Genomic DNA, 12,219 nt, shown 5'->3' with positions numbered 1-12,219 from the left:
CAAGTGACCTCGCCAGAAGGTCCGACCGGTAGCGAATCGTTAGACCAACGGAGCGCGGCCGGCGAGCGTCATGCGCCAGATCGTGCGCCAGCGCAGGGGGCGTCGCTCCCCCGGCTCCTCACTCCACCCCTCACGCCACCCGCCGAACCATGCCTTGAGCGCGTCGGGGTCGCGCGCCCAGCGCAGCACCTGGATGCCCGTCCAGGAGGCGACGTAGAAGGGCAGGAGCACGACCGGCAGGTTCCGCCGCGCGAGCCATACCCGGTTTCTGGCGTTCAGCCGATGGTAGTAGGCGTGCCGGGTCGGCTGGATCACAGGATGGTTCGCCTCGAGATCACCGGCGTACCAGACGCGTTTGCCCTGGTCCCAGACCCGCCAGGCGAGCTCGATGCCCTCGTGGGCGTAGAAGAACGGTTCGGCCCAGCCACCCGTCGCATCGAAGACAGCACGCGGGAGCAGCACCGCCCCCTCCCATACCGAGAACACGTTGCTCGACCGTGTCGCCTTCCCTTTGCGGATGCGCGGGATCCACCGCCGAGGAGAGGGCAGACCTGACGGATCGACGACCCTCGGCTGCAGCAAGCCGATGCCCGGATCGGCCATGCACGTGGCGACCGCGGTCTCGAGGAACGACGGATCGGGGATGCTCGCATCGTCGTCGAGAAAGAACAGGTAGTCGCCGGTCACCTGCGAGACCCCACGATTGCGCCCGGCGGGGATACCGAGATTGGTCGGCAGGCCGAGCGTCTTGACCCCGACCGGCAGGCCCTCCGGCTGCCAGCCGTTGCCGACGCAGACGATGTCGGCCGAGACTCCTCGTTGCGCGAGCACACTGCGGATGCCACGCTCGAGATCCTCGGGCCGCGTTCCCTGCGTGAGTACCACGACACCGACAGTCGGCGTGGAACGTGCGCCTGTCGCGCCGTCCCGGACCTGCCGCTCAGGAACGGACACGCCTGGACGCCATGATCGCGACGAAATGGCCGAGCAGCGCGAGCAACGACAACGGCACAAGCGTTGCGAGAAGCACACGATCCACGACCGGCTGACCGGCGAAGAGCCCGATGACGGCAGCCACGAAGACGAGCATCGTGAGTTCGACCGAGTGGTACAGCCGGTGGAACGGCACGAATCGGGCGGCACGACGAAGTCTGGCGATCCGGCCCGATACCGGAGCGGACTCTCCGCGCGTATCGGCCAACCTTGCGAGGCCGGCGTTGGCCCGTGCGACGTGCACCATGTCGTTGAGCGCCTTGTTGAGCACGATGAAGAGCGCGAGAAGTCCGGCGAGCGTCGTCCAGAGAAAGTCCTCGGGCGTCTCGAACGGATATGCAGCAGCGCGGATGCCCAGTGCGAGCGGGATGAACGCCTCGGTCGTGTAGTGGCCGACCTTGTCGAGGAAGACTCCGGCCGGCGACGAGGTGCGGCGCCAGCGCGCGACCTCGCCGTCGCAGCAGTCGACGAGCATCTGCAGCTGCCCGAGCACGAGAGCAAGCAGGGCACCCCAGATGCCCGGGATCAACAGCGCAGCCGCCGTCGACCAGCCGATGAGGATCATGAGCCCGGTGACGCCGTTCGCCGAGATGCGCGTCTTGAGCAGCATCCAGGTGAGGTAGGGCGAGATGCTCCGCAGGTAGAGCGAGGCAGTCCAGTGCTCGGCGTTACGCCGATCGCGGACTTCGAGCGGCTGGGCTACGGCGCGCAACTCGGCTATCGACGAGGGGCGGCTGGGTCCATCTGTGCTCTGAGCCACGGTCACCTCCCTGTGTGTGCAGTGATTTTGCCGGTCAAGGTGAGGAAGCCCAGCAGAAAGCCGACGCCCCAGCAGAAGTGGATGCACGGCAAGACGAGGAGAAACCAGGGCGACGGCCGAAATCCATCGGGCCTGGTCACGGCGACCATTGCGACGATCACGAAGAGCGCGTAGAGGGCGGGGGCGACGAAACCGACGAGGAGCAAAGGGAACGTTCCGAGAACGACCTGCAGCACACCGCCGATGCCGAGAAGGGTTCCGATCACGACGCCGAGAACCGTGATCGGCGGCACGAAATAGCGGATGCCGTTGCTGGCCGGGAATCGCCGGGCGAGCTCACCGCGCCACAGGCCCGTCGAGAGCATCTGCCGCGCAAGCCGCCGCAAGCTGGGGCGTGGGCGATAGGTCACCTTGAGCCTCGGCGTGAACCAGACAGTGCCGCCGGCCTTGCGAATGCGACGGTTGAGCTCCCAGTCCTGGCCTCGTTTGATCTCCTCGTCGAAGAGTCCGACCTTGACGATGCTGTCGCGCTGGAAGCAGCCCAGATAGACAGTCTCGGCAACGCCCTCCTTGCCTCCGACGTGAAACGCGGAGCCGCCGAGACCGAAACGCGAGCCGTAGGCGCGAGCGACGGCTTTCTGGAACGGCGACTCGCCCTGGGCGTCCATGATGCCGCCGACATTGTCTGCTCCCGTGCGCTGGATGGTCTCGACCGCGACCCTCGCATAGTCGGGCGGCAGCACCGAGTGGGCATCGACCCTGATGACGACCGGGTAACGCGATGCGAGGATGGCGACGTTGAGGCCGGCGGGCGTCGAACCGGCGTCGTTGGAAATGACACGGACGCGCGCATCCGCGCTGGCCATATCCTTGAGGAGTTCCGTGGTGCCGTCGATGCTCGGACCAAGGGCGAGCGTGACCTCGAACGGTCCTGCATAGTCTTGGTGCAGCAGGCTGTCGACGGCTTCCCTGACATGCGTCGCCTCATTGAGCACGGGCATGACGTAGGAGACTCCCGGAAGCGCGTTCGCTCCGTCGCTCTGCACCAGATCGGCCATCTCTCCTGCTCGTCGGGTTGGTCGATTGAGCCTACCAGCAGCGTTCGTGGCATCGCCTCGGGCCATCACCTCGTGTGCCGGACACGTGAACGTCGCCGTCCCGCTCGGATGACCGATGCGGAACCGCGACGTTCGGCCCGCGCGTCAGCTCTTCAGCTCGCCAAGAGTGACCGTGACAGTGCTCGACTTCCCGTCACGCACATAGGTCAGATCGGCTTTAGCGCCGGCGGCGAGCACCCGCACCTGAGCGGTGAGGTCGTTCCCGCTGGTGATCGGTACTCCGTTGAAGTTGGTGACCACGTCGCCCTTCTGCAAGCCGGCTTTAGCGGCGGCTTCGCCGGAGACGACCTCCTTGACGAGAGCACCGACCGTCGTGCTGTTCTTGACGACCCCCTCGGGGTCCGGCTTGACGCCGAGCAGGCCGTGCGTGGCCGTGCCGCCCTTGATGAGCTCATTGGAGATCCGCTCGGCGAGGTTCGACGGAATCGCGAAGCCGACACCGATGCTGCCGGGCGCACTTTGAGAACCACTGGGATTCGCTAGCGCGACATTGATGCCGATGAGCTGCCCCTTCGAGTTGACCAGCGCGCCACCCGAGTTGCCTGGGTTGATCGCCGCATCCGTCTGGATGACAGAAAGGGAGATGGGCGACTGGCTCTGGCTCTGGGTCTGGGTCTGGGAGCCTTGACCCTGACCGGGAATGTCGAAGTTCCAGACGTTGAAAGGCTGCCTATTGCTCGGGTCCGGGATCGTCGGGTCCTTCTGCTGCCCATCCCCGCTGCTGGGCACGGCCGACGAGGCGACGGTGATGCTGCGGTTGAGCGCGCTGACGATGCCATTGGTGACGGTGCCGTCGAGGCCGAGGGGCGCTCCGATGGCGATGGCGACGTCGCCGACGTTGAGCTTGCCCGAGTCGGCGAAGGCGAGCGGGGTGAGGCCAGACACGTCGGCAAGCCGGATCACAGCAAGGTCGGAGATCGGGTCGGTGCCGACGACGGTCGCCGTATAGATCTTGCCGTCGGACGCCGTCACCCTGATGACGGGGTTAGCGATCTTGCCATCGTCGGTGACGACATGGGTGTTGGTGAGCACGTAGCCGTCAGCGCTCAGGATGACCCCTGAGCCGGTGCCGCCGGTACTCGAGCTAGTGGAGCTGCCGTCCGCGACGGCGATCGTCACGACGCTCGGGGAGGCCTCAGCGGCGACAGCGGTGATCTCGTTGACCGAATCGGTGTTGTTGACAACGATGCTCTGCGGCCCTGACGTTTCTGAGGCGGGGCGTGCGTTGTTCTGGTTCGCGGTGACGAGCGCCGTGACACCCGCCCCGGAGGCACCGCCGACGAGCGCGGCTATAGCGAGAGCGGCGACCATGACGGCGCTGCTCTTGCGTTTGCCAGCCTCTGGCGCGGACAACACCGGAGAGCCAGGGCCACCGGGAGCACCGGGACCACCGGGACCACCCAATGGTTGGGTCGGCTGGGTGTGGGGTTGGGTCGGCTGGGTGTGGGTCGGCTGGGTGTGCTGGCTTGCCGCAGCGGGCGCGGTCGGCTGGCCGAACGCACCAGTTCCGTGGTTGATGATCGGCGTACCTGTGGCGGGAGCCTGAGGAGCCGAGGGGGCCGAACTGGCGAGGGTGGCGGTCTCAGGAGCGGTCTCCTCGACCGCAGAGGTGGCATCGACCCCAGAAACGGCCTCAGCTGACGATGCCCCGGCCGCCACAATAGAGGTTCCATCTTCTGTGGAGGAAGCTTCTGTGGAGGAAGGCTCGGTCGATGTCGGTGGTGTGCCCGGTGTGCTCGCCGAAGCAACTGGCGCGGCATCCGTCGCCGACGCAGCAGGGGTCGTCTCGGTCGAAGGAACTGGCTGCTGCGGCACCTCGGCCGTAGTCTCGTCGATGACACTGTCGCCGGCAGGCAGGGGCTCGGGCTTCTCTGTGTTGTTGGTACTGTCGGTCATTGGGGTGCTCCTTCCAAGCGTTGCCAGCTTCGTCGTCGAAGCTGAACGTTTCACGCATGCTGACTGAGAGCCGGCTCTCTAACCCCAATGCCTTTGCCAAGGGTGTTTCGCATCCGAGCGGGTCAGCAGCCTGGACCGCTCGGATTCGCCGCACAATTACGTGCGACCAGCACCGTTTTCGCCTCTCCTGCGACGACTTTGAGGTCGTTCGACGACACTGTCAGCGTACCTCGAATGCCCTGCCATGGCTGCCCGTCGAAACGGTACTCTGCGGCGAACTCGACACCCGCAGAAACGAGGTACGAACCACGCGCCGCGTAAGCGTGACTCGTTGTGGTTTCCGAGAACTCCGGCACCTGGAGCGTGGCCCAGTCTGCGCCACCATCCGCGGACGTTGCAACGGTTCCATCACCGTAGTTCCAATGGAATGCGACCGGCATGAATCGCACTTCGGCCGGGAGCCCGAGCAGGATGCCCGAGAGCGTCTCGGCCGGAGCAGTCGCATAGGGGTTGAATGGAAGCCCGACGAGGGCCCAACCGTCGGGATCCATCGCCATAGTGGGCGTCGCCGGGCGGAAGTTCACCAGATCACTCAAGCTGACCGCGGGCGTTCCCAGCTGCACGATGTCGCGCATGCAGAAGTCGGCTGGCCTTCCACGCGACGACACGGCGCATTTGGTCCGGATCCGCTGACCGTTCTGTTCGATGTAGATGACGGAGCCGGGCGGCTCCGTGCTTTCTTCGTCGGCATTGCCGTCGTCGCTGTCGCCGCCGCCGCCGCTCGGCTCCTTCCCCCCGATGCCGAGGCGGGCACTCAGATCGACTCCCCTGTCCCCGATGCTGGCACCGACATCGACCGCGCATGTGCCCGTGAAGCGATCAAAATCGGTGCAGCCTCCGGTCGCAGATACAGGCTCAGATACAAGCCCCATGAACCCGGTAACTACGCCAATGAACCCGATAACTACGCCAAGCGAAATGACGCCCCATCTACTTTTCAATCGCAAAAGGTCTCACCCTCCCAGAGATCCTTGCGCGAGAGAATCAACTTGTTGTTCAACTTGTGATCAAACTCCACGACAAATGGCGTTTTGTCAGGCCGATCTGGCGAGACGATCGATACACCGTCCTCTCCCAAGACATCCACCGAACTCACGTCATCGCACACATACACAAGAATCTCTAGGGTTTCCACATTTGCGTAGTTAGCCAACTGGAGCTTGTATGTCGAGTAAGTGGAGTCGCCGAATGTATGAGCTCTCGCTTCACGAAACTGACCCGCGCTCTTTAGCGCTGATTCCAACGCCTGACCTTTGGATACTTGCGCATATCGTTCTGGATTGTCTCCGCCCTGCTTCGAAATCTCGTCACCTACTGCGAGGTACGCCGCATACGCCTCCTCCGCCGCGGCGAGCGCCTCCTCGTCGGAGGCGAAGACCGGCGCGGGGGCGTCCGTGGTCGAGACAGGTGGCTGCACGGGCGTCTTCACGCACCCGGCGACGCCCATGACGAGCAACACGACGCCCACGAGCGCTGCGGTGATACCACGAGACATCAGGCGCATGCAGACACCGTAGAACACATCGCGTGATCCGCGTGGAAGATATCCACAGTCATGCAAATTCGTTGGAAGCGGCGATCTGTGCAGGAGATGTCCTAGCGTGGAGGCAGCGACCGACGCGAACCAAGACCGCAAAACCGAGACAACAGACAGGCGAGGTTCCATGGCAGTCACCGGCCCCTGGCGGCGAGCGGCGAGCGGAGCCGGGCTGCTCGCGAGCGACGGCAGCATCTCGGCGACGATCTTCGCCGAGATGAGCGCCCTCGCGGTGCGCACGGGCGCGATCAATCTCGGGCAGGGATTCCCTGACGAAGATGGACCGATGGAAGTGCTCGAGGCGGCCCGCGGCGCCATCGCCGACGGAACGAACCAGTACCCGCCCGGCCTCGGCCTGCCCATGCTGCGCCAAGCGATCGCGACACACCAGGAGCGCTTCTACGGCATCCGTCTCGACGCCGACCGGGAGGTGCTCGTCACAGCCGGCGCGACGGAGGCACTGGCCGCGACCATTCTCGCACTCGTCGACGACGGCGACGAGGTCGTGACCTTCGAGCCGTTCTACGACTCCTATGGCGCGATGATCTCACTGGCACGCGGCATCCATCGCACTGTTCCACTACACGCCCCGGACTTCCAGCCCGACCTCGACCAACTGCGCGACACCGTCACCGACCGCACCCGGCTGATTCTCGTGAACAGCCCGCACAACCCGACGGGCGCGGTGCTCCCCCGCGAGACACTCGAGCTCATCGTCGAACTCGCTCACCGGCACAACGCGATCATCGTGACCGACGAGGTCTACGAACACCTCACCTTCGAGGTGGCGCACCTGCCGATCGCGGCTCTCCCCGGCGCCCGTGAGCGCACAATCAGCGTCTCTTCGGGCGGCAAGACGTTCAATACCACCGGATGGAAGATCGGCTGGCTCAGCGGTCCCGCCGACTACGTCACCGCGATCCTCGCCGTCAAGCAATTTCTGACCTTCGTGAATGGCGCACCATTCCAGCCTGCGATCGCGATCGGCCTCGGCCTGCCCGACTCGTTTTTCCGGCGTGCCGCCGCAGATCTCGAGGCCAAGCGCGACGTGCTGTCGTTGGGACTCGCGGCGGCCGGCTTCACGGTTTCGCGACCACTGGGCGGTTATTTCTTGGTGGCGGATGCGACACCGCTGGGATACTCAGACGGCTCCGAACTGTGTCGACGACTTCCCGAATTGGCCGGCGTCGTCGCCGTGCCGATCAGCGCCTTCGTGCACGAGCACCGCCGTGCGGACTACTCCTCGCTTCTGCGTTTCGCCTATTGCAAGAAGGTCGATGTGCTGGAACGCGCGGCCGCCCGACTAGCCGAACTGCAGCACTGACGCGCTCCGCACACCTCAGATGGGTTCGACGCGGAAACGGCGAAGCGCGAGCGCCGGGTTGATCTCCCGAACGGCCTCGACGCGCTCGCGAGAGATCCACGCGACCGCGACATCCGTGTTCTCGCCGATCGTGACGAGCTCGACCCCCATCGGATCGATGACGAAGCTGTTGCCGACCCCGATCGGCGGCGCGTGATCCGCGGCCGCAAGGTAGACGGTGTTCTCGAGCGCCCGCGCCGTGGCGAGGGTGCGCCAGTGCTGCTCCTTGAGCGGGCCGCGCACCCACTCGGACGGCACGAGCACGAGATCGGCTCCCGCATCGACGAGACGACGCGTCACCTCGGGGAAGCGGATGTCGTAACACGTCTGCAGACCCACGGTCAGCTCTCGCACGACGAAGGTCTGCGGCATGCCGAGGGGTCCGGCGACCACCCAGTCGGACTCCTTCTGCCCGAACGCGTCGTAGAGGTGCTGCTTGCGGTAGACGGCGACGAGATCGCCCGACGGCGAGAACGCGACGATCGTGTTGGAGACGCGAGCCGGATCATCCGTCGTCTCCACCATGCCCGCGACGACGTGAATTCCCCGCTGGGAGGCGACTCCGGCGAGCGCCCGGCAGAACGGCCCGTCGAGCGGCTCTGCGGCCTCGACCCAGTCAGGCCCCATGGTCGCGGTGAAGTAGGACGAGTACTCGGGGAACACCACGAGCCGCGCGCCACGATCGACGGCGAGGCTCGCAAGACGCTCGATCTGCTCGATGTTCGCGGATGGGTCGTCCGTCGGCACGAACTGCGCGACGGCCACGCCGAGGATGTGTTCGCTCTCGCTCACCATGACGACAGCCTAGGACTCGTCGGTGCCCAGAGAAGCATCCCAGAGAGGGAGATGTTCATGACAGAAGCTTTCTCTTCAAGCCGTCGCTGCCCTCAGCTGCGATGAGAACGTACCAATCGACGATGGCGCCCACTGCGGCCGGGTTCGCGGCGAACTTCGCGTCGAAGACACGGGAGTACGTGAGAAGCTCGGAGACGACCTCGTCGGGGGCCTCGTGTCCTGCGGCTAGTTCGACGAGTTCGGCCGCCGCCGGGTCGTCGAGTCGCGCGACCGGGGTCGTCGCGACCCGATGCATCCAGGAGGCGACCGCGAGCGCGGAGGCGGTCGGGATCTCACCGCGCGCGAGCGCATCCCGCATCGTCGGCAAGATGCGGATGCCGAGCTTCTGCGATCCGTCGGACGCGACTTTCGCGCAGCTGTGTCCGAGCGCAGGATTCGCGAAACGCCGCAGCACCGAGCCGCAATAGGCGGGCCCGTCGAATCCCCTGGGGAGCGTCAGGCTCGGCAGGGCCTCGTCTGCGATCATCCGAGCCGCAATCCGCTCGAATGCGGGATCGGCGACCGTCTCGGCGATGGTCTCATAGCCGGCCAGCAAACCGAGATAGGCCAGAAGCGAATGCGCCGCGTTGAGGAGTCGCAGCTTCGCCTTCTCCCACGGTGCCACGTCGTCGGTGAACTGTACGCCGACACGCTCCCAGGGAGGCCGTGAACCCGCGAAGTCATCCTCGACCACCCACTGCCAGAACGGCTCCGCGACGACCGCCCCTTCATCACGGAGACCGAGAAAGCGCTCGACCTCGTCGAGATCGTCCGGCGACGTCGCGGGGACCATGCGGTCGACCATGGTCGAGGGGAATCGGACGTTCGTGTCGATCCACACGGCCAGCTCGTCGTCGTCATCGTCTGGCGCCGCGGCGAGGAAGTCGCGGACGAGCGTCTGCGTCAGGCGTCCGTTCGCGGGCAGGTTGTCGCACGAGACGACCGTGATGGCTCCTGCGCCGCCCCGGAATCGTCTCCGGAGTCCGGCCGCGATCTGACCCACCGCGGTGGTCGGCGACCGGCGTTCAGGGCCTCCCTCTGCCGACAGATCCGCCTGCACTGCCGGATCATCGAGGTCCAGCCGGCCGCTGCGGGCGTCGAAGCGGTAACCCTTCTCGGTGATCGTGAGTGTCACAACCGAGATGCGCCGGTCGGCGATCGCGTCAACGATGGCACCCGGCGAGCCGTGCCCGTCGATGACGGACAGGACGCTTGACACCACTCGGGTCGACGATTCGTCCGGCTGGCGCTCGGTCACCGTGAAGAGGCCGCATTGCGGATTGAGCTGCTCGGCGACATCGGCGGACCGCTGGGTGACGGCGATGATCCCCCAGCTCAGATCGTCCGTCGCCGCCATGGCGTCCTCGGTGACGGCGGCGACGTGGGCACGGAAGAATCCGCCGCTCCCGAGATGAACGATCCCGGGCGTCATCTGGGCACGATCGAGTGCGAGCTCGCGCCCGCTCCGCGCCAGCGAGTCAGGTGTCAAGCGGTTCATGATCCGCCACCGATCGAGATTCCGGCGTGCGCCCTGGTCTGGTCGAGCGTGGGCACGAATCCGGTGCCGCCGCGGCCTCCCACGACGAGCGACGACGCGGCCGCCGCGAGGGTAGCGGCCGTCACGAAGGAGTCGCCGAGAACGAGTCGAGCCGTCAACGTGCCGACATACGCGTCTCCGGCACCCGTCTGGTCGACGACCACCGGAGCCGGGATCGCATCGATCCAGGCCTCGGTACCATCGCTATCCATCAGCTGCACCCCTGTCGCCCCGCAGGTGACGGCCACCGCGCGCGCACCCCAGCCGATCAGCTTCTGAGCGGCATCGCGCGCGGAACCGCCGCCGAGCAGCGCCGAGGTCTCCCCCGGGAACGACGGCGTTATCACGAACGCTCGCGGAGCGATTTTCGCCAGCAGGGATGTAGCCGTCGCCTCGTCGGTGAGGCGTCGTCGAAAATTCGGGTCGAAGACGAAGCGCTCGGTCAGTTCGGATGCACGGAGCACCGTGGCCTGGGCGCTTTCCGACACGGCACAGGCGATCCCGCTCGCCACGACGGAGCCAGCGGAACGGATGACGCTCTCGTCGAGATCGTCGGCCCGGAGGAACGAGCCGGCGCTCCCCCGGCGGGCGTAGGAGAAGTCGCGTTCGCCATCGGGGTCACAGTGCACGAGATACATGCCTTGTTGACCGGTGCGGTAGCGGAGCAGTTCCGTCGAGACGCCGAGGTGTTCCACCTCCTCTGCGATGGCACGGCCGAGTTCATCGTCGGTGAGCACGGCGACGATCGCCGCTCGCGCACCGGCGGCCGCGGCGGCCGCGGCGACGTTGAGGGCATCGCCCGAGACTCCGAGTCGCGCGTGACCGCCGCTGACGAACGGTGCGTCGGTGATGACCTCAACGAGGATCTCGCCGACCACGACGACATCGAACGACGAGTCGCTCACCAGTCGTGAACCGATCCGTCGAGGCGCCGATTGATCGGCAGGTACTTCGGGTCGTAAGGGAAGGCGCCTGCCGCGTGCTCGTCGAACTCCACTCCGAGTCCGGGCGCGTCGCCAGGATGCATGTATCCGTCGCTGAACGAGTACGAGGTTCGGAACACTTCGCCCACCGGGTCGCGATGGCCCATGTACTCCTGGATACCGAAGTTCGGGATACTCAGGTCGACATGCAGTGCCGCCGCCATCGCGATCGGGGAGAGGTCGCCGGCACCGTGTGAACCCGAGCGTACGCCATAGAGGTCGGCGAGCGAGAAGATGCGGCGCAGATGCGTGATCCCACCCGCGTGCGACACCGAGGTACGGATGTAGTCGATCAGCCGCTCGGTGATGAGCTGCTGGCAATCCCAGATGGAGTTGAAGACCTCGCCGACCGCGAGAGGGGTCGTGGTGTGACTGCGGATCAGGCGGAACGCAGACTGGTCCTCGGCCGGCGTCGGATCCTCGATCCAGAACGGACGGTACGCTTCGACCGCAGCGCCCAGCCGTCCCGCCTCGATCGGCGAGAGGCGGTGATGCACGTCGTGGAGCAGGTGCACCCCGTAGCCGAACTGCTCACGGACGTAGGCGAGCATCATCGGGGCGACGTCGAGGTATGCCGTCGTCTCCCAGGAGTCCTCCTGCGGAACGTTGCCGCTCGCCGGCTCATACACCGTGCCACCGCCCGGCGCGATACCGTAGGTCTTCTCCAGGCCCGGGATGGCCGCCTGCGCACGGATCGCCTTGTAGCCGAGGTCTAGGTGAGTCTGGAAGTCCGCCCCCAGCTCGTCGAGCGACTCACCGCTGGCATGGCTGTAGACCATCACCCCGTCGCGGGCCGCGCCACCGAGGAGCTGGTAGACGGGCATCCCCGCCGCCTTGCCCTTGATGTCCCAGAGTGCGATGTCGATGGCGGCGATCGCGGTCATCGTCACTGGACCGCGCCTCCAGTATGCGCCTTTGTAGAAGTACTGCCAGATGTCCTCGATGCGACGGGCATCCCGACCGACGAGGAGTGGACAGAGGTGATCGGCGAGATACGACGCCACCGACAGCTCGCGCCCATTCAGGGTCGCATCGCCGACACCGACGACGCCATCCTCCGTCTCGATGATCACTGTGACGTAATTGCGACCGGGCGCGGAGATGACGACGCGCGCATCCGTGATTCTCATTGTGACGA

Annotated in this window: 11 protein-coding genes; 1 reads left to right on the top strand and 10 read right to left on the bottom strand. The window is 65.9% G+C overall.

Features of this window, described 5'->3' with window-relative positions; all coding sequences use genetic code 11:
* Positions 1-39: 39 nt before the first annotated feature.
* The 6 genes from ACFQB0_RS02970 to ACFQB0_RS02945 all read right to left on the bottom strand — a co-directional run bounded on the left by ACFQB0_RS02970 (position 40) and on the right by ACFQB0_RS02945 (position 6,331).
* A complete protein-coding gene (locus ACFQB0_RS02970) occupies positions 40-885 on the bottom strand; it encodes a glycosyltransferase family 2 protein (RefSeq protein WP_386727395.1) in 846 nt (281 codons plus the stop codon).
* Positions 886-940: 55 nt separating this feature from the next.
* Entirely contained in the window at positions 941-1,759 is an 819-nt protein-coding gene (locus tag ACFQB0_RS02965; RefSeq protein ID WP_386727393.1) for a CDP-alcohol phosphatidyltransferase family protein, read from the bottom strand.
* Positions 1,756-2,811 (bottom strand): glycosyltransferase family 2 protein, encoded by a 1,056-nt coding sequence (locus ACFQB0_RS02960; RefSeq protein ID WP_386727390.1) that lies wholly within the window; start codon positions 2,809-2,811, stop codon positions 1,756-1,758. Before ACFQB0_RS02960 ends, ACFQB0_RS02965 begins: the two co-directional genes overlap by 4 nt.
* 144 nt (positions 2,812-2,955) lie before the next feature.
* The gene (locus tag ACFQB0_RS02955; protein ID WP_386727388.1) at positions 2,956-4,767 is read right to left on the bottom strand and encodes a S1C family serine protease; all 1,812 of its coding nucleotides are present in this window, start codon (positions 4,765-4,767) and stop codon (positions 2,956-2,958) included.
* Positions 4,768-4,889: 122 nt separating this feature from the next.
* The gene (locus ACFQB0_RS02950) at positions 4,890-5,699 is read right to left on the bottom strand and encodes a hypothetical protein (protein WP_386727386.1); all 810 of its coding nucleotides are present in this window, start codon (positions 5,697-5,699) and stop codon (positions 4,890-4,892) included.
* Between the two features lie 65 nt (positions 5,700-5,764).
* Positions 5,765-6,331: a hypothetical protein gene (locus ACFQB0_RS02945; RefSeq protein ID WP_386727383.1), complete on the bottom strand. Its 567-nt coding sequence runs from the start codon at positions 6,329-6,331 to the stop codon at positions 5,765-5,767.
* A 160-nt stretch (positions 6,332-6,491) separates the two neighbouring features.
* On the opposite strand from ACFQB0_RS02945, the gene ACFQB0_RS02940 reads away from it, so the two are divergent.
* Complete coding sequence (locus ACFQB0_RS02940) at positions 6,492-7,688, top strand: aminotransferase class I/II-fold pyridoxal phosphate-dependent enzyme (RefSeq protein ID WP_386727380.1); 1,197 nt, start codon at positions 6,492-6,494, stop codon at positions 7,686-7,688.
* A gap of 15 nt (positions 7,689-7,703) precedes the next feature.
* On the opposite strand, the gene ACFQB0_RS02935 is transcribed toward ACFQB0_RS02940, so the two are convergent.
* From ACFQB0_RS02935 to manD, 4 genes are read right to left on the bottom strand one after another with little or no spacing between them, the layout of a single operon-like run.
* Positions 7,704-8,522 (bottom strand): carbon-nitrogen hydrolase family protein, encoded by an 819-nt coding sequence (locus ACFQB0_RS02935; protein WP_386727377.1) that lies wholly within the window; start codon positions 8,520-8,522, stop codon positions 7,704-7,706.
* A 55-nt stretch (positions 8,523-8,577) separates the two neighbouring features.
* On the bottom strand, positions 8,578-10,059 hold the full coding sequence (locus ACFQB0_RS02930; protein ID WP_386727375.1) for a mannitol dehydrogenase family protein: 1,482 nt from the start codon (positions 10,057-10,059) through the stop codon (positions 8,578-8,580).
* Complete coding sequence (locus ACFQB0_RS02925) at positions 10,056-11,003, bottom strand: PfkB family carbohydrate kinase (protein WP_386727373.1); 948 nt, start codon at positions 11,001-11,003, stop codon at positions 10,056-10,058. Before ACFQB0_RS02925 ends, ACFQB0_RS02930 begins: the two co-directional genes overlap by 4 nt.
* Entirely contained in the window at positions 11,000-12,211 is a 1,212-nt protein-coding gene (gene manD, locus ACFQB0_RS02920) for a D-mannonate dehydratase ManD (RefSeq protein WP_386727370.1), read from the bottom strand. Before manD ends, ACFQB0_RS02925 begins: the two co-directional genes overlap by 4 nt.
* Positions 12,212-12,219: the final 8 nt, after the last annotated feature.

It is taken from the genome of Luethyella okanaganae, from assembly GCF_042660285.1.
GTDB classification, from domain to species: domain Bacteria; phylum Actinomycetota; class Actinomycetes; order Actinomycetales; family Microbacteriaceae; genus Luethyella; species Luethyella okanaganae.
This window is presented reverse-complemented; position numbering and strand designations above follow the sequence as displayed.

Bases quoted from the DNA above. Each gene is read 5' to 3' on its own strand.
- manD (WP_386727370.1), bottom strand. From the start codon at position 12,211: ATGAGAATCACGGATGCGCGCGTCGTCATCTCCGCGCCCGGTCGCAAT.
- ACFQB0_RS02945 (WP_386727383.1), bottom strand. From the start codon at position 6,331: ATGCGCCTGATGTCTCGTGGTATCACCGCAGCGCTCGTGGGCGTCGTG.
- ACFQB0_RS02940 (WP_386727380.1), top strand. From the start codon at position 6,492: ATGGCAGTCACCGGCCCCTGGCGGCGAGCGGCGAGCGGAGCCGGGCTG.
- ACFQB0_RS02950 (WP_386727386.1), bottom strand. From the start codon at position 5,699: ATGGGGCTTGTATCTGAGCCTGTATCTGCGACCGGAGGCTGCACCGAT.
- ACFQB0_RS02930 (WP_386727375.1), bottom strand. From the start codon at position 10,059: ATGAACCGCTTGACACCTGACTCGCTGGCGCGGAGCGGGCGCGAGCTC.
- ACFQB0_RS02960 (WP_386727390.1), bottom strand. From the start codon at position 2,811: ATGGCCGATCTGGTGCAGAGCGACGGAGCGAACGCGCTTCCGGGAGTC.
- ACFQB0_RS02935 (WP_386727377.1), bottom strand. From the start codon at position 8,522: ATGGTGAGCGAGAGCGAACACATCCTCGGCGTGGCCGTCGCGCAGTTC.
- ACFQB0_RS02955 (WP_386727388.1), bottom strand. From the start codon at position 4,767: ATGACCGACAGTACCAACAACACAGAGAAGCCCGAGCCCCTGCCTGCC.